17 protein-coding genes are annotated in these 15,745 nt (G+C 65.5%); 11 read left to right on the forward strand and 6 right to left on the reverse strand.

The window, feature by feature from the left end:
- The 9 genes from Q0O40_RS11270 to Q0O40_RS11310 form a co-directional block, all read left to right on the forward strand.
- Window positions 1-1,080 (forward strand): hypothetical protein (locus Q0O40_RS11270; RefSeq protein WP_295529680.1); only part of this gene is annotated, 1,080 nt, incomplete at its 5' end.
- A 119-nt stretch (window positions 1,081-1,199) separates the two neighbouring features.
- Window positions 1,200-2,171 carry an alpha/beta hydrolase gene (locus Q0O40_RS11275; protein ID WP_295529682.1) on the forward strand — a complete coding sequence of 324 codons (972 nt, stop codon included), beginning with the start codon at window positions 1,200-1,202 and terminating at the stop codon, window positions 2,169-2,171.
- A gap of 38 nt (window positions 2,172-2,209) precedes the next feature.
- Window positions 2,210-3,559, forward strand: a complete 1,350-nt coding sequence (locus tag Q0O40_RS11280; protein WP_295529711.1) for a M48 family metalloprotease — start codon at window positions 2,210-2,212, stop codon at window positions 3,557-3,559.
- 30 nt (window positions 3,560-3,589) lie between these two features.
- Window positions 3,590-4,369, forward strand: a complete 780-nt coding sequence (locus Q0O40_RS11285) for a DsbA family protein (protein ID WP_295529684.1) — start codon at window positions 3,590-3,592, stop codon at window positions 4,367-4,369.
- Complete coding sequence (locus Q0O40_RS11290; protein WP_295529686.1) at window positions 4,341-5,324, forward strand: M48 family metalloprotease; 984 nt, start codon at window positions 4,341-4,343, stop codon at window positions 5,322-5,324. The genes Q0O40_RS11285 and Q0O40_RS11290 overlap by 29 nt, the downstream gene beginning before the upstream one ends.
- Window positions 5,325-5,384: 60 nt before the next feature.
- The gene (locus Q0O40_RS11295; RefSeq protein WP_295529688.1) at window positions 5,385-6,554 is read left to right on the forward strand and encodes a sensor histidine kinase; all 1,170 of its coding nucleotides are present in this window, start codon (window positions 5,385-5,387) and stop codon (window positions 6,552-6,554) included.
- A 74-nt stretch (window positions 6,555-6,628) separates the two neighbouring features.
- Window positions 6,629-7,426, forward strand: coding sequence for a LytTR family transcriptional regulator DNA-binding domain-containing protein (locus Q0O40_RS11300; protein WP_295529690.1), 798 nt, complete (start codon window positions 6,629-6,631; stop codon window positions 7,424-7,426).
- A gap of 41 nt (window positions 7,427-7,467) precedes the next feature.
- Window positions 7,468-8,331: a carboxylating nicotinate-nucleotide diphosphorylase gene (nadC, locus tag Q0O40_RS11305; protein WP_295529692.1), complete on the forward strand. Its 864-nt coding sequence runs from the start codon at window positions 7,468-7,470 to the stop codon at window positions 8,329-8,331.
- On the forward strand, window positions 8,328-9,026 hold the full coding sequence (locus Q0O40_RS11310; RefSeq protein ID WP_295529694.1) for a ribonuclease T: 699 nt from the start codon (window positions 8,328-8,330) through the stop codon (window positions 9,024-9,026). Before nadC ends, Q0O40_RS11310 begins: the two co-directional genes overlap by 4 nt.
- Here Q0O40_RS11310 and Q0O40_RS11315 read toward each other — a convergent pair.
- Window positions 9,023-9,478 (reverse strand): nucleoside deaminase, encoded by a 456-nt coding sequence (locus Q0O40_RS11315; protein ID WP_295529696.1) that lies wholly within the window; start codon window positions 9,476-9,478, stop codon window positions 9,023-9,025. The two genes, Q0O40_RS11310 and Q0O40_RS11315, sit on opposite strands and share 4 nt — an antisense overlap.
- A gap of 125 nt (window positions 9,479-9,603) precedes the next feature.
- Here Q0O40_RS11315 and rpmB point away from each other — a divergent pair, with 125 nt between their 5' ends.
- Window positions 9,604-9,888: a 50S ribosomal protein L28 gene (gene rpmB / locus Q0O40_RS11320; RefSeq protein ID WP_295529698.1), complete on the forward strand. Its 285-nt coding sequence runs from the start codon at window positions 9,604-9,606 to the stop codon at window positions 9,886-9,888.
- Between the two features lie 47 nt (window positions 9,889-9,935).
- Here rpmB and Q0O40_RS11325 read toward each other — a convergent pair whose 3' ends face one another.
- From Q0O40_RS11325 to Q0O40_RS11345, 5 genes are all read right to left on the reverse strand, one after another.
- Complete coding sequence (locus tag Q0O40_RS11325) at window positions 9,936-10,931, reverse strand: esterase-like activity of phytase family protein (protein ID WP_295529700.1); 996 nt, start codon at window positions 10,929-10,931, stop codon at window positions 9,936-9,938.
- A gap of 60 nt (window positions 10,932-10,991) precedes the next feature.
- On the reverse strand, window positions 10,992-11,438 hold the full coding sequence (gene msrB / locus Q0O40_RS11330) for a peptide-methionine (R)-S-oxide reductase MsrB (RefSeq protein ID WP_295529701.1): 447 nt from the start codon (window positions 11,436-11,438) through the stop codon (window positions 10,992-10,994).
- Between the two features lie 271 nt (window positions 11,439-11,709).
- Window positions 11,710-13,047 (reverse strand): cytochrome P450, encoded by a 1,338-nt coding sequence (locus Q0O40_RS11335; protein WP_295529703.1) that lies wholly within the window; start codon window positions 13,045-13,047, stop codon window positions 11,710-11,712.
- Window positions 13,048-13,141: 94 nt separating this feature from the next.
- Window positions 13,142-14,377: an ABC transporter permease gene (locus Q0O40_RS11340; RefSeq protein WP_295529705.1), complete on the reverse strand. Its 1,236-nt coding sequence runs from the start codon at window positions 14,375-14,377 to the stop codon at window positions 13,142-13,144.
- Window positions 14,377-15,396, reverse strand: a complete 1,020-nt coding sequence (locus tag Q0O40_RS11345) for an ABC transporter ATP-binding protein (RefSeq protein WP_295529707.1) — start codon at window positions 15,394-15,396, stop codon at window positions 14,377-14,379. Before Q0O40_RS11345 ends, Q0O40_RS11340 begins: the two co-directional genes overlap by 1 nt.
- Before the next feature lie 40 nt (window positions 15,397-15,436).
- Here Q0O40_RS11345 and Q0O40_RS11350 point away from each other — a divergent pair.
- A partial coding sequence (locus Q0O40_RS11350) for a QueG-associated DUF1730 domain-containing protein (protein ID WP_295529709.1) occupies window positions 15,437-15,745 on the forward strand: 309 nt, incomplete at its 3' end.

Raw genomic sequence — 15,745 nt, forward strand, 5'->3', positions numbered from 1 at the left:
ACCAAAGGCGAGCTGAAGCGGCTGAGCGATGTGCCCGGCCGCTCGCTGCTTTCGCGCATCACCGATCATTATCTGCAAATCATCGCCAATCAGGCACCGATCGGTTTCGAAGCGGAGTTCGTCAACCAGCGCGGCCGCACCATCCTCTATCGCGGCATCCTCCTGCCGTTCTCGTCCGATCAGCAGGCGATCGATTACATTTATGGCGTGATCAACTGGAAAGAGCTGGCCGGTCAGCAAACCACCGATGCGCTGCTGCTTGAGATCGACAAATCGCTTGGCCGGGTTGATCAGAGCCAACCCGCGCAGCGGCGCTCGCCTGCGCTGGCGCTCTCGGCCTGGGCCGATGGCCCTGCCAGCACTGGCCCGACGCTCGATCTTGGCGAGATCGGCACCGAAATCGTCGAACCTTCGCTGGCCTTTATCGCGCCGCCCGGCAGCGATGGATTGCCCGATCCGGAGTTTGGCTGGTTTCACGATGAGCCGGAATCGCTGGCGGACTGGCTGGCCTCGGCGCGCGTTCTGGCGGCTTTGGCGCATTCCAGCGAGGATCGCACCCGCACCGCGCTTTATGAAGCGATCGGCCGCGCCTGGGATTTTGCCCTCGCCGCCGCGCAAGCGCCCGATGACTATGCCGAAATGATCGCCGATGCCGGGCTCACCATGCAGGAACGCGCGCCGCTGACTCCGCTGGTCAAGCTGGTGTTCGGGGCCGGTTACGACAAAACGCGCATTACCGAATACGCCGCCGTGCTGGGACACGCCCAGCGACTGGAGCTGCCGCAAGGCGCGCTTGGCCGGTTTCTGGCCGAGGCACCGGGCGGATTGAAGGGAGTGGTCGCCGTAGAACGACAGCTGCGCCGCCTCGAAAGCGGCAAAGCAGGCCGCCCCGCGCATGTGCCGCTGGAAGCCGCGCTGCGCGCGCTCACGCCCAAACCGCTGGCGATGCTGAGCGAAAGCGCGGAAGAATTTGCGCTGGTCATGATGCGCCGATTGGCCAGTGGCGAAGTGGTGTTGCTGGGCGAGATCGCGCGCGGCGAACCCTTGTTCGAACGCGCGGCGCGCCGCCTCACGGCCTGATCGCCGCCGACCTGATCGAAAGGGCCGGGGCCGCCCCCCTTCGCGCAGTGCGCGCAACCTGCTAGCCATCCGTGATGATGGCGGGCAGGCAGAATGGGCGCAGCGTGGGAATTCCTCAATTGAGCTGGCTGGGCTGGCTGCTGATCACCGTGCTGCTGCTCGGCGTTTTGGGCTATGCCGCATACCGGCAGGCGCTTTCGGCGAATGCGGTCGCGGTGTTGAACGGCGCAGACAAGCTGCTGCGCGGCGGCGACGGGCCAATCCGGCTGGTTGCGGCCGAACGTTATGGCCCTGATCCGGCACAAAAGATCGAAATGTTTCTTCCGGCGGCGGGCTCCGTAGCCGCAAAACCGCCGCTGCCGGTGCTGGTTTTTATCCACGGCGGCGGGTGGAGCGCGGGCGATCCGCATGACTATACGTTCATCGCCCGCACATTGGCACCGCGCGGCTATGCCGTGGTGCTGGCGGGCTACCGGCTGTTTCCTGCCGAGCGTTTTCCCGCGATGCTGGAGGACGGGGCCGGGGCCTTGCGCTGGGTGGCGGACAATGCCGCCGCGCATGGCGGCGATCCGGCGCGCGTGGTGGTGATGGGGCATTCGGCGGGCGCATACAACGCGGCGATGCTGGCGCTGGATCGCCGCTGGCTGGCGCAGCAGCGGCTATCCGCCGATCATTTGCGCGGCGTGGTTGCGCTGGCCGGCCCGTTTGACTTCTTTCCCTTCGATACCGAAGCAACGATCAACAGTTTTGGCGAGGCGGGCGATGCCGAAGCCACCCAGCCGATCGCGCATGCCCGCGCCGGTGCGCCGCCGCTTCTCTTGATCCATGGCACCGCAGATACCCGGGTGAAGCCGCGCAATTCGGTGGCGCTGGCGCGCGCGCTGACCACCGCTGGCGCGCCGACACACGCGATATTGCTCGACAAGGTAACGCATGAAGGCCTGATCATGATGTTCGCGCGGCCCTTTTCGGGCGATGCGCGCGCGCTGGATGCGGTGTTACCGTTTCTTGCCCAGGTTACGGGTCCAGCTACTCGTTCACGCGCGCCCGCGGCCGCAGCTTCACCGCGCGTTCAGGCGGCGGGGCGATAAGGCATGCTGCCGTGATCACATCCAAACCGCTCCGCCTGATCGCGCACTTTGCTGCGCTTGCCGCCAGCCTCGCTTTGGGGTTGAGCGCAGGCACGGCCAGCGCGCAATCGGTGCTGCGCGACGCCGAGACCGAATCGCTGCTGCGCGATATTGCCAGGCCAGTGATCGAAGCCGCCGGGCTGCAACCGCGCAATGTCGACATCGTCCTGCTCAACGATGGCTCGATCAATGCTTTCGTGGCGGGCGGGCAGGCCGTCTATATCCATTCGGGGCTGATCGGCGCGGCGGACAATGTCGCCGAAGTGCAAGGGGTGATCGCCCACGAGATCGGCCATATCACCGGCGGACATGTGATCAGCGACGGCGGTTCAAAGGCGGCCACCGGGATCACGCTGCTCAGCCTGCTGCTCGGCGCGGCCGCTGCGGCCGCAGGGTCGGCCGATGCCGGGATCGGCGTGTTCATGGCAGGGCAGCAGGCCGCGCTGGGCAAATACCTGGCCTTCAGCCGCGCGCAGGAATCGAGCGCGGATGCCGCCAGCGTCCAGTTTCTGGCGAAGGCCGGCATATCGGGCCGCGGTTCGATCGACTTTTTCAAGAAGCTGCAGTCGCAGGAATTTCGCTATGGCTTCAAACGCAGCGAGGAGACCGACTTTTACAGCACCCATCCGGTAACCTCTGACCGGATCGCCACGCTGCAGGATTCCTTTGAGCGCGACGCTGCGTGGAATACACCGATAGACCCGTCGCTGCAGGAACGGTTTCTGCGGATCAAGGCCAAGCTTTATGGCTATCTGGCCGAACCTGCCGCGACGTTGACCGCTTATCCGGAATATCTCACCGATGCGCCCGCGCGCTATGCCCGGGCCTATGCCTTTCATAAAGAGGCGCTGATGGACAAGGCGCTGGCCGAGGCCGATGCGCTGCTCGCCAAGACGCCCAACGATCCTTATGTGCTTGAACTGAAGGGGCAGGTCCTGCTCGAATCGGGAAAACCGGTCGATGCGTTGGTGCCCTTGCGCCGCGCGGTCATGCTCTCGCGGAACGAGCCGCTGATAGCGACCACATTCGGCCATGCCCTGCTTGCGACCGAGGACCGGGCGAACTTTGCCGAAGCACAGCGCGTGCTCAAAACCGCCGTGGCGCGCGACCGCGATAATCCCTTTGCCTGGTATCAGCTGGGGGTCGTCTATGAAGCGCAGGGCGATACCCCGCGCGCGCGCCTCGCCAGCGCCGAGCAGCAGCTCGGCGAGATGCGCTTGCCCGAGGCGCTGCGCAGCGCCGAAGCCGCTGAAGTATCTTTGCCCAAGGATTCGCCCGATTGGCTGCGTGCGCAAGATATCGCGATGTCGGCCCGCGCGATGATTGAGCGCCAGCGCAAGAAGCGATAGAGCCTGATCGCTCCTGCGGAGAACCACCCCATGCGTTTACGTCCTGCTCTCCTGATGGTGCTGGCGATGCTCCTTGTCGGCGTGGGCGCGGGCGCTGGGTGGTGGTACGAGAGCCATCGCGGCGGCGGTGCGACCGGGGCCCCCTTGTCCGCACAGCTGGCGGGCGCCGGGATGAGCGCGGGAGATCGCGCGGCGATTCAAGCACTGGTCCGCGCCACCATTCTGGAGCATCCCGAAATCCTGCCCGAAGCCATGGAAAAGCTGGAGGCGCGCGAAGCGGCCGCGCGGCTGGCCCCGCTGCGCGGCGCGGTCGAAACACCGTTTCCGGGCGCGGTGCTCGGCAATCCTGCGGGCAAGCTCACGCTGGTCGAGTTTACCGATTTTGCCTGCGGCTATTGCCGCAGCAGCGTCGCTGATGTCGAAGCGCTGGTGCGCGCCAATCCCGATTTGCGCGTGGTGATCCGCCATCTGCCGATCATCGCGCCGGAAAGCGAACCTGCCGCGCGCATGGGCCTCGCCGCTGCCGCGCAAGGGAAATACGGCGCTTTTCACACCGCGATGTTTTCCGGCGAGCGGCCCAGCGCGGCGAGCATCGCCGCCGCCGCGCAGGCGGCCGGGCTCGATGATGCGGCCGCGGCCCAGTTTGCGCGCGCATCCGGCGTGCAGCAGGAGCTTGAGCGCAACCTTGGCTTCGCCCGCCAGCTTGGCGTGAGCGGCACGCCGGCCTGGGCAATCGGCGGAACGGTGCTGTCTGGCGCGCTTGGGCGCGAGAAATTGCAGAATGCGATCGACGCGGCGCGCAAGGGCTGACGGGCGCCGCCTCGCGGCGGTGCTGGCGCTCGCCAGTCTCGCCCTCGCCAATCTGGCCCTGCCGGCAGCGGCGCAGCCGATCGATCAATTGCAGCGCGACGACGAGGCTGTGCAATCGCTCGGCTGGCGGCTGAGCCATGGCAATGCCGCGTTCTGCGCGCGCGCGGCGCCCGGCATCGGTTTGCTGCTGGCCGATGCGCAGACTTTCGATGATCCAGCGCGCGCACGCCAGGCGTATGGCCTGAGCGGCGATATCGCGGTCGCGGCGGTGGCCGCCGATGGCCCTGCGGCGCGCGCCGGGCTCGCGGCCAATGCCACGGTGGGCGCAATCGAGGGCGCTCCCGTCAAAAGCCTGATGCCGCCGCCCCGCAACGATAGCTGGGCACGCGTGCTGGGATTGCAGCAGCGGATCGAGCGCGCGCTGGCGCAATCCGGCGTAGTCTCGCTCACGCTGGCGGATGACCGGGTGATCGCCGTGCGCGGTGCGCCTGCTTGCGCCGTGCGCTTCATCGTCGATGATGGAAAAGGCAATGCCGCCGCATCGCGCGATCAGGTGCGCATCGGGCGCGAAACCTTGCGTAAGCTGGGCGATGATCCGGCGATGATCGCAGCGGTGCTGGCGCACGAGCTGGCCCACGCCGCGCTCGATCACGAAAGCTTGATTACCGGCGTGCGCAATCGGCGCGCGGTCACCCAGCGCTGCGAACGCGAGGCAGACCGCCTCTCGGTCTGGATCCTTGCCAATGCCGGGTTCGATCCGGCGGCGGCGGCGGCGATGAACGAGCGGCTGGCCGCAGGCACGCTGGCGCTGATCGCTTCATCGACCCACGGCAGCACACGCGCGCGGCTTGCCCGGATCCGCGCCGAAATCGCGCAAATGGCCGCCGCCCCCGATCACGATTGGGCGAAGCATTTCCGGCGCGAGGATACCGCGCCTGCGGAGCCTGCCCGCTAAGCATTCAGCCGCTCGGCGCGGGCGGTGGCGCAAGCTGCCGCGAGGCGCTAGAGAGCGATCATGGCTGTCTTGTTGCCGCTTCCTCCCACGCCGTTCTTCGGCAATAAAAACCGGGCGTTCTGGCGGCTTCAGCTGCTCGGCTGGGGCGGCGCGATGCTGCTGCGCGCGCTCTCCAGTCTCGCCAATGCGCAGCCGCTATCGTTCCTGATCATCGTGCTGATCGCCTCGATCACCGGCTTTTCGATCTCGCTGCTCCTCTCGGTGGTGTACCGCGCGCTGATCAACCGCCAGCCGCTGGTCACCTGGGGGATCACCGCGTTTGTGCTGGCCATCGCCGTCGGCCTCTATGCCTTCATCGATTCATGGGTGATCAGCCTCTATCGGCAGGGCAGCGACGCCGCGTTCGTGCAATTGTTCCTTGGCGTGTTCTATCTGGATCTCACGCTGCTGGGGGCCTGGTCGGCGCTGTATTATGCGATCAATTTCTATGTTCAGGTCGAGGAACAGAACGACCAGCTGATCCGGCTGGAAGCGCAGGCCACATCGGCCCAGCTGGCCATGCTGCGATATCAGCTCAATCCGCATTTCCTGTTCAACACGCTCAATTCGATTTCGACGCTGGTGCTGCTCAAGCAGACCGAGCCCGCCAATGCGATGCTCAGCCGCCTCTCCTCGTTCCTGCGCTACACCCTCATCAACGAGCCCACCGGGCGGGTGACGGTGGCGCAGGAGATCGAGACGCTGAAGCTCTATCTCGATATCGAGCGCATGCGCTTTGAAGACCGGCTGCGCACGGCGTTCGATATCGATGATGCCGCCCAGCAAGGGCTGATGCCGTCGCTCTTGCTCCAGCCTTTGGTGGAGAATGCGATCAAGTATGCGGTCAGCCCGCTTGAGGATGGCGCGGAAATCACCATCACCGCACGGCTCGTCGGCCCGGTGCTGCGGGTCACCGTGTCTGATACCGGGCCGGGGTTGCAACCGGGCATCGACCCATCGACATTGTTCAACGTCAGCGGCGATGAAGCGGATTCTACCCGCATCGGCCTTGCCAACATCCGCGACCGTCTGGCGCAAGCATATGGGGATGAACACCGCTTTGAATTTGCCAACCGCGCAGAGGGCGGCTTTGCCGTGACCATCGAATTGCCGTTTACCGTGCGCGAACCAGCCGCCGGGGCGGGTTCGCTGCTGCGCCAGAACGCATTCACGCCCGTTGTTGCCGGGTGACGCAGACGTCTGTTTTTAATGCCACCTCGCTCGCTTTGAGCGGCGGCACCACCCTTCGTTAGCAAGGCGCGCGCATGACCATTCGCACCATTCTCGTCGACGATGAAAAACTCGCCATTCAAGGCTTGCAGCTGCGGCTGGAGGCATTTCCCGATGTGGAAGTGATCGACACCTGCTCCAACGGGCGCGAGGCGATCCGCAAGATCAAGACCGAGAAACCCGATCTCGTCTTCCTCGATATCCAGATGCCCGGCTTTGACGGGTTCAGCGTCGTCAAAGGGGTGATTGAGATCGAGCCGCCGCTGTTCGTGTTCGTCACTGCATATTCCGAGCATGCGCTGAAAGCGTTTGAGGCCAACGCGGTCGATTATCTGCTCAAGCCAGTGGACACGGATCGCCTCGCCGATGCGCTCGACCGCGCGCGCACGCGCATCGCCGAAAAGCGCGGGCTTGAAGAAATCGAGAAGCTCAAGATCGTGCTCGCCGAAGTCGCGCCAGAAGCGATGGACGCCATGCCCGACGAGCCCGAGCCCGCGCTGGGCCGCTACGAAAAGCTGATCAACATCAAAGATCGCGGCCAGATCTTCCGCGTCGATGTCGATACCATCGAGCGGATCGAGGCGGCGGGCGATTATATGTGCATATATACCGGCGACAATTCGCTGATCCTGCGCGAGACGATGAAAGACCTTGAGCGGCGGCTCGATCCGCGCGTGTTCCAGCGCGTCCACCGCTCCAAGATCGTCAATCTCGATCAGGTGCGGCAGGTGCGCCCGCATACCAATGGCGAATGCTTCCTCGTGCTGTCGAGCGGGGCCGAGGTCAAAGTGAGCCGGTCCTACCGCGAGGTGGTCGCCCGGTTCGTGCATTAACGCGGCTTGGTCGGCTGCATGCCGCCTGCTAAAGCGCCAGCATGACTGCTTTCACTATCCCCGGCTTCGATCTCGATGCCTTCGTTTCCACCACGCTTGCCGAAGACCTCGGCACGGGGCTTCCCGGCGGCGGTCATGACGTGACCTGCGAGAGCGTCATCCCGGCGGACGCGCGCTTTGCCGGGGTGATGGAAAGCCGCGACGCGATCACGGTCTGCGGGTTGCCCATCGCCGCCGCTTTTTTCCGTGCACTCGATCCGGCGATGGAGATCACGGTTCTCGCCCCCGAAGGCGCTCAAGTCGCCCCCGGTGCTGCGCTCATGCGCATGACCGGCAATGCCCGCGCCATGCTGACCGCGGAGCGCAGCGCGCTCAACACCGTACAGCACTTGTCGGGCGTGGCGACCCTGACGCGCCAGTATGTCGATGCCATGGGCGAGACAAAGGCGCGCCTGCTCGATACCCGCAAGACCATTCCCGGCCTGCGCCATCTTGAGAAATATGCGGTGCGCACCGGCGGCGGGATGAACCACCGGCTGGGCCTGTGGGATGCTGCCATGATCAAGGACAACCACGTCGCGGTGGCGGGCGGCGTCGGCGAGGCGGTGCGCCGCGCGCTGGGCGCCGGCGTGGCGGACGTGATCTGCGAGGTCGACCGCATCGACCAGATCGAGCCAGCCTTGGCGGCCGGCGCAACCCGTCTGCTGCTCGACAACATGGGGCCGGACATATTGCGCGAGGCGGTGGCGCTAGTGGCGGGCCGGGCGCCTTGCGAAGCCTCAGGCGGCGTGCGGCTCGATACGATCGGCGCAATTGCGGCGTCGGGCGTGGACTACGTGTCGGTCGGCCGCCTGACCCAAAGTGCGCCTGCCGCCGATATCGGGCTGGACTTCACGCCGCTGTGACGCTGCGGGTCGCCCTCATCGCACTGGGCGTTCTCCACGGCGTGTCAGCAAAGGCGCAGGCCCTGCAATGCCGCGTGCCAAGCCAGATCGCAGCGCCGGCCCTGCCCCGCCCCGATGGCCCGCGCCGGGTGCTGCCGATCTCTGGCTATACTTTGGCGCTGACGTGGTCGCCCGAATACTGCCGCGCCCGCCGGGATCGTCCGGCCAATGCCCTGCAATGCGGCGGCCAGATGGGGCGCTTCGGCTTCGTGTTGCATGGGCTCTGGCCGGAAAGCACGCCGGGCACGTGGCCGCAGTGGTGCGCGATCACTCCTGTACCTGCGCCAGCGGTGCGCGGCGCGCTGTGCCTCACCCCATCCACCGATCTGATCGCGCACGAATGGGCGAAGCACGGCAGCTGCATGGCGCGGTCGCCGGGCGGCTACTTCCGGGCGGGCGGCGCGCTGGTGCAGTCGCTCAGATTTCCGGACATGGCGCGGCTATCGCGCCAGCCGGGCCTGACCGCCGGCGATCTTCGCCGCGCGCTGATCCGGGGGACGGCATCGCTGCGGCCCGGGATGATCCGCATCAAGGCCAATCCGCGTGGCTGGCTGGAGGAAATGCACATCTGCTACGGCAAGGACTTCATGCCCGCACCCTGCATGGATCGCGGTGCGGATGATGGCGAGGCGCTGAAAATCTGGCGCGGGGCCTAACGGCGCTCGCGGAAAAACGCGCGCAGCAGTTCCGCCGCCTCGCTCTCGCCCATCCCTGCATAAACTTCCGGCCGGTGCAGGCAGCCGGGGGCATCGAATAGGCGCGCACCGTGCTCCACCGCGCCGCCTTTGGCATCGCTCGCGGCGTAATAGACCCGGGCGATCCGCGCATGCACGATCGCCCCGGCGCACATCGCGCAAGGCTCCAGCGTGACCCACAGATCGCACCCGTCAAGCCGCTCGCTGCCCAGCGCCTGCGCCGCTGCGCGAATCGCCAGCATTTCGGCGTGGGCGGTGGGATCGCGGCGTTCGCGCGGCGCATTGTGGGCGGCGGCGATCACCACGCCTTGCTTGACGACAACCGCACCGACGGGCACTTCGCCCGCCTCGCCCGCCCTCGTGGCGGCATCGAGCGCGGTGCGCATCGGTTCGGGAATGGGCCAGCGGGTCATGGCGTTTGCGCTAAACCGGATCGCTGGCCCGGCGCAACGCGCGAATCCTTGACTTGCGGCGCTGGATGATTAAGAGCCGCGCTTTCACGATATCTGTATCGATTTTACGAAGCGAGTATTCAGCCATGTCGCGCATTTGCGAACTGACCGGTAAGGGTCGCCAGGTCGGCCACAACGTGAGCCACGCCAACAACAAGACCAAGCGCGTGTTCCTGCCCAATCTGCAGAACGTGACACTGATGAGCGAGCGGCTTGATCGGAGCTTCAAGTTCCGCGTTTCGACGCACGGCCTGCGTTCGGTTGAGCACAACGGCGGACTGGACAACTGGCTGCTCAAGCAGTCGGACACCAAGCTCAGCCCGCGCGCGATCAAGGTGAAGCGCGAACTGGTCAAGGCTGTCGCTGCCTGATTTCGGGGTGGCGGGGCAGGTGCTCCGCCTTTGGCGCTTTGCCGGCCTCAGCTTCCCGGTTTTAGGCGCAGCTTGAGCAACAGCGTTCGCTGCGCCAAGACCATCTTGTTGCTATCTGAAATCAGCCATACGGCGATGCTGCCATCGGCATCGCGCACGCTGGTCATGCCTTCGAAATTTTCGCGGAGGCCATGTCGGGCGATCTTGGCGATCAGCCGGGGCATGAGCATCTTGCCAGCGCGCAGTTCGCCCGGATCAAACACCGAAATGGTCGAGCTGAAACCGTGGGCCAAGAGCGAGCGCCCCAGCACCAGCACCCGCCCGTCCGGCATCTGGGCCAATTCGGTCGGACGGAAGCCTGCGGGCATCGCAATCTCAAAACGCGCCGGATTCTCCTGATCGCGCGGCTTGCCCGGGAAGATCAGCCCGGGATGAATGCGGCGGTCAAACCAGCGGGAATAGACCTCACCCAGGATGATCGTCCGGCCATCCGCAAGCGTGGTCATCGCCTCGGGGCCTTGATTGCCCGGCCATTCGCGCAGCACCGGAACCGAAATCCGCCGCGGGATCGCCCCATCTGCGGGATAATCGAACAGGGCGGGTCGGTCCTCATAACCGACCAGCAACCGGCCCGAGGCCGGATCGGCCACGGCCGCTTCGGCATCGTAAGCCAGTGAACGCTTGCGCGGGTCTCCTGCGACGAGCAAGCCGATGCGGGCAAACCATCTGCCCGGACGATCCGGCGGCGAGAACCGCATGATCCCGCCCCTGTCGCCCAAGGCGATCAACATCCCCGCACGATCATGCACCAGCGCCGAGAAGTTGCCGAATTTGCGGTGCGGGCTCGTCAGTTTCCATGCACCTGCAAGTTCGAATGCGCCAAGTTCGCCCGAATCGCCAGCGGCGCGGCCAGAGGCCGCAAGCGACGGCATCAGGTCCACCCGCCGCACGATCTGTTGCTCTGACTGCGGCGGCGGCGGCGCATGCAGAAAGACCGCCGGGATCAACGCCAGAATGAGAACCGCAAGCGGGAGGATACGCATCGCGCGGCGCTTGCCACACCTGATCGCCGAGCGATAGCAGGGCGCGCCCGATTGCGGCGATCAGGCGGGGCGGAATTTCAGCGCGTCACCGTTCATGCAATAACGCAGGCCGGTGGGCGGTGGGCCATCGTCGAACACATGGCCGAGATGGCCGCCGCACTGCGCGCAATGCACCTCGGTGCGCACCACGCCGAAGCTGGTGTCGCGCGTGGTACCCACGCTGCCCTTGATCGGTTGCCAGAAGCTGGGCCAGCCGGTGCCGCTCTCAAACTTCGTTTTTGACGTGAACAGCGGATTATCGTCCGCCGCGCAGACGAACGTTCCGGCGCGGTGCTCGGCCAGCAGCGGCGAGCTTCCGGGCCGCTCGGTGCCCTCCTCACGCAGGATGTAGAATTGATCGCGGGTGAGCAGCTTGCGCCATTCCGCCTCGGTATGGCGGATGGGAAAGATAGCCTTTGCCCGTGCTTCGCTGGCCGATTTGGCGCTGCAACCGGTGGCGGCTGTCATCGCCGCGCCCGCGCTTAGAAACTTGAGCAGGAGGCGCCGAGAGAGAGAAGAGGCACCCGAGGCGAGCGCCGAAACAGGCAAGAGATTGGGCATCGTGGGTTTCATTCCGGGTTATCACCCTCCCGCCGCGCCCGGTGGGGAAATGAAAGGTCCGACGGCGGGCGGGCTGGGAATGAACCGGGGGAAATTCATAGGCGTGCCCGCCGTCGGTGACCTGGTATTTAGTCGCGGTCAGATGAACCGAAAATGACTGGCGCAAGCGCCCCGCCCATCATGAACGCTTTTCGAGCTCGACCTCCAGCTTGCGGAAGCCATGCACGAAATTCGCGCGCACCCGCACCGCCTCACCCGCCATGCGGACGCGCATTTTGCGTTCGTGCATTTCTTCGAGCAGCACGCGCAGCTGTAATTCGGCAAGCCGCGCGCCGACGCAGCGATGGATGCCGTGGCCAAACGAGAGATGGCGGCGCGCATTTTCGCGGCCCACGATCAGCTTGTCCGGGTTTTCGAACACGGTTTCGTCGCGATTGGCCGAGATGTACCACATCACCACTTTGTCGCCTGCCTTGATCTGCTGCCCGAACAGTTCGGCATCGGCCGAAGCGGTGCGGCGCATGTGCGCCAACGGAGTGACGAAGCGCAGGCATTCCTGCGCCGCATTGGGAATGAGCGAAGGATCGGCTTCGAGCAGGGCACGCTGATCGGGGAACTGATCGAGCGCGTGGACAATGCCCGACATCGTGTTGCGCGTGGTATCGTTGCCGCCGACGATCAGCAGCACCAGATTGCCCATGAACTCCTGCGGGCTCATCTGGCTCATTGCGGGCGAATGGATCATCATCGAAATGAGATCGGGGGTCGGCTCTGCGCCCATCCGCTGCATCCACAGCGTCTGGAAATAGCGTGCCATTTCCATCAGGATTTCGTGGCGCTGGTCGGTCAGCCCTTCGGCCAGGGTCAACTCGACATCGCCCGCCCAATCGGACCAGAAGGTGAGCAAGCGGCGATCCTGATAAGGAAAGCCGAACAGGATCGCGAGCATGCCGGTGGTCAGCTCGATCGAGACTTTGTCGACCCAATCGAACCGCTCACCCCATGGCAGCGAATCGAGCACTTCGGCGGTGCGCTGGCGGATCTCGTCCTCCATGCGCACCATCTCGCGCGGGGTGAACGCCGGGGCGACGGTGCGCCGTTGGCCAGTGTGCTCGGGCCGGTCCATCGCGATGAACATCGGCAGCTGGCGCTCGGCCAGCTTGGCCGGATCGATCCCGGCTGGCGGATCGCCGATGGTGATGCCGCCGTGCTGCCACGAGGACGAAAACAGCTCGGGCAGCGATTCGACATGCTGGATCGCCTTGTGGCTGGTGACGTTCCAATAATCGCCATAAGGCGTGCCCGTGACTTTGTTCACCGGCGCTTTGGCGCGCATCTCGGCAAAGATCGGGCCCCAGCGGTCTTCGACATAAATGTCTGAGCGGCTGACGTCCCACGGATGGGTGTGCGCCGGGCGGGCCTGCGGATTCTCGCGGAGCCACGCTTCGAATGCCTCGATTGCGGTGGGCGCAGTGCGGTAGGTGAATGGTGCTTCAGGCGCGAACTGGGTAGCCATGACGATCCTCCGGTATGGCGGCCTTGCTTGGTTTGGCGCTTGGTTTGGCCGCGCTTCTAACCGGTATTATCTGTGCAACCTACACTCATGTCAATTAGGCAATCTTAGCCTCGGCACCAAACATTGCCCGGGCCCATGCGCTCCATGATCGCTTGGCGCGCGAGGGGCCGGATTTCATCACCGAGCGGCGGAACAGCTGCGCGCCGAAGCGCACGATCAGCGCCACGCAGAGCGCTTGCCACACCAGCGCGACGACATGGGGCCACAGCGCGGGGGATTGCGCCGCCCGCGCCAGCATCGCAAACAGCGAGCTCACCGGAAATACGATCGAAACAGCCTCGACCCAGGTTCCCGGATGCGCCAGCGCATAGCTGGCAAAGAAGAACACCATGAGCTGCCCCATCGTCACCGGCATCGACAGCGTCTGCACTTCGCGGACCGTGCTGGCCATGCTGCCGATCGACAGGAACAGCGAGCCGAGCAGCAGATAGGCCATCGCGAAGTAGACGAAGCCCAGCGCCATGAACATCGGCCAGCCGACCGCCGGGGCGGCGAGCAACGGAACCGATTTCATGCCCACCAGCATCAGGGCGCCAAACACCGAACCCCACACCGCGATGCCGACCAGGCTGACCGCGAGCATGGCAAACAATTTGCCCAGAAACAGCGCATCCATCGGGATCGCGGCGGCGAGCACTTCGATGATCTTGTTGGCCTTTTCCTCCACCAGATTGGAAAGGACCATCCCCGCCAGCAGCATCGTGAGCAGGAACAACAGCACCTGCCCGGCCTGCGCGGTCACCGCCTGATCCATCCGCCGCGAGGCGGCGGTGGCGACAAGCCGATCTGCCTTGACGGCCGGGAAAGCGCCCACATCATCGCTGCGCGCCTGCTTGGCAAATAGCGCGATCTGGCCCTGCCACTGATCGACGCGGTCGCTCGTCGCGGTGAGGACCGGCGCGTCGAGCGTGCCCGAAAGCACGGCGGCGACACGGTTGCCCTTTTCGCCCAGCAAGCGGCGCGCATCGAAGGTCTGGCCATCTTTCAGCCGCTCGGCGATCACATATTCGGGAACGCCGCCGGCCATGCGCGGGGCCAGCGCATCGCGCGCCGCGATCAGCGCGTCGCCCTGCTGCGCCGGCATCGCCACGGCGACTTGCGGATTGTCGAGATCATGTTGGACTTGCGCGCCCAATGCCCCCGCCATCGCGCCGATGAACACCGGAAACAGCGGCCCGAGCAGGAAGAAAATAAAGGTCTTGGAGAAAATCACCGCGGTGAAATCGCGGCGGGCAACCACCCAGGCGGCGCGGAAATGATCAGCGAGCATCAGCGGCGACCCCTTGCATCAGAAGTAGGTTCCTTGGTTTCGGCCAGCGCATGCGCGGCGGCCTCGCCCGCGATCGCGACGAAGGCATCGTGCAAGCCGGGCCGCTCGATCGACAGGCTGAGGATGCCCGCGTCGCCCTCGATCAGCGCGCGCAGCAGCGGCTCGGTGCCGGTTTCGGGCAAAGTGAAATGCCAGAACGCGCCCTCGCTGCGGGCGTCTGCCGGCAGCGCCGCGCGCCAAGCGCCGTCGCGCGTGCGGGTTTCCAGCCGCACTTGCGGGCGCAGCCGGTCGCGCGCTTCATCGACCCGCCCGGCAAAGGGCACTTTGCCCCCGGCGATGATCGCGATCCGGTCGCACAGCCGTTCGGCGTGCGCGATAATGTGGGTGGAAAAAATCACCGTGGTGCCGCGTTCGGCAAGGCCGCGAATCATCCGCTCAAGCTTGCCCTGGTTGAGCGCATCGAGGCCCGAGAACGGCTCATCGAGCACCACCAGATCGGGCTCGTGCACCAATGTTCCCAAAAGCTGGACCTGCTGCGCCATGCCTTTGGAAAGCTGGCGAATCTGGCGGTCTGCGGCATAGCCGAGGCCGTGTATCTCGAGCATTTCGCGCCCTTTGCGCCGCCCTTCTTTCAGCGGCATGCCGCGCAGCGAGGCGAGGAAAGCGATTGCCTCGGCGGCCTTCATCGCGGGGTAAAGGCCGCGCTCCTCGGGCAAGTAGCCGATCCGGCGCGCCACCTGGGTCGGCCGCTCGCTGCCCAGCACCCGGCGATAGCCCGAATCGGGATCGATGATCCCGAGCAGCATGCGCAAGGTTGTGGTCTTGCCCGCGCCATTGGGGCCGAGGATGCCGTAGATCGAGCCTTTGGGCACAGCGATATCGACGCCCTCGACCGCGGTGAAACCGTCAAAGCGTTTGACCAGGCCGCGGGCCTCGATTGCCAGTTCCTGCGTTTCGAGCGCAGGATCGCTGATCGCTTCGCCCTCAAAATGGCTAAATGGTTCGATTTTCATATTCATCGCCGTTAACCGTAATCCATGAACATTCGGTGCAGCAAGTTTGGTTAACGCGGGCGCAACCCTTCTCGCCGAGCGGCTGAAAGCTGAGGCCGCGCGGCTTGGTTTTGCCGTTTGCGGCATCGCGGCGGCGGGCGAAGATCCGCTGCGCGGCGCGCGGCTCGAACAATGGCTGGGCGAGGGATTCCACGGCACGATGGACTGGATGGCCGCGCGCGCCGACCAGCGCCGCGCGCCCCAGGCGCTCTGGCCCGAGGCGCGCAGCGTGATCGCGCTGGGGATGAGCTATGCCCCGGCCAGCGACCCGATGGCGCTGGCCGAGGTGGGCGAGCGCGCGCGCATTTCGGTTTAC

The sequence above is a fragment of the Novosphingobium sp. Chol11 genome, assembly GCF_945870625.1.
GTDB lineage: Bacteria > Pseudomonadota > Alphaproteobacteria > Sphingomonadales > Sphingomonadaceae > Novosphingobium.

Coding starts and splice junctions, on each gene's coding strand:
- Q0O40_RS11285 (WP_295529684.1), top strand. CDS start 3,590: ATGCGTTTACGTCCTGCTCTCCTGATGGTGCTGGCGATGCTCCTTGTC.
- Q0O40_RS11290 (WP_295529686.1), top strand. CDS start 4,341: ATGCGATCGACGCGGCGCGCAAGGGCTGACGGGCGCCGCCTCGCGGCG.
- Q0O40_RS11295 (WP_295529688.1), top strand. CDS start 5,385: ATGGCTGTCTTGTTGCCGCTTCCTCCCACGCCGTTCTTCGGCAATAAA.
- Q0O40_RS11300 (WP_295529690.1), top strand. CDS start 6,629: ATGACCATTCGCACCATTCTCGTCGACGATGAAAAACTCGCCATTCAA.
- nadC (WP_295529692.1), top strand. CDS start 7,468: ATGACTGCTTTCACTATCCCCGGCTTCGATCTCGATGCCTTCGTTTCC.
- Q0O40_RS11315 (WP_295529696.1), bottom strand. CDS start 9,478: ATGACCCGCTGGCCCATTCCCGAACCGATGCGCACCGCGCTCGATGCC.
- rpmB (WP_295529698.1), top strand. CDS start 9,604: ATGTCGCGCATTTGCGAACTGACCGGTAAGGGTCGCCAGGTCGGCCAC.
- Q0O40_RS11325 (WP_295529700.1), bottom strand. CDS start 10,931: ATGCGTATCCTCCCGCTTGCGGTTCTCATTCTGGCGTTGATCCCGGCG.
- msrB (WP_295529701.1), bottom strand. CDS start 11,438: ATGACAGCCGCCACCGGTTGCAGCGCCAAATCGGCCAGCGAAGCACGG.
- Q0O40_RS11335 (WP_295529703.1), bottom strand. CDS start 13,047: ATGGCTACCCAGTTCGCGCCTGAAGCACCATTCACCTACCGCACTGCG.
- Q0O40_RS11340 (WP_295529705.1), bottom strand. CDS start 14,377: ATGCTCGCTGATCATTTCCGCGCCGCCTGGGTGGTTGCCCGCCGCGAT.
- Q0O40_RS11345 (WP_295529707.1), bottom strand. CDS start 15,396: ATGAATATGAAAATCGAACCATTTAGCCATTTTGAGGGCGAAGCGATC.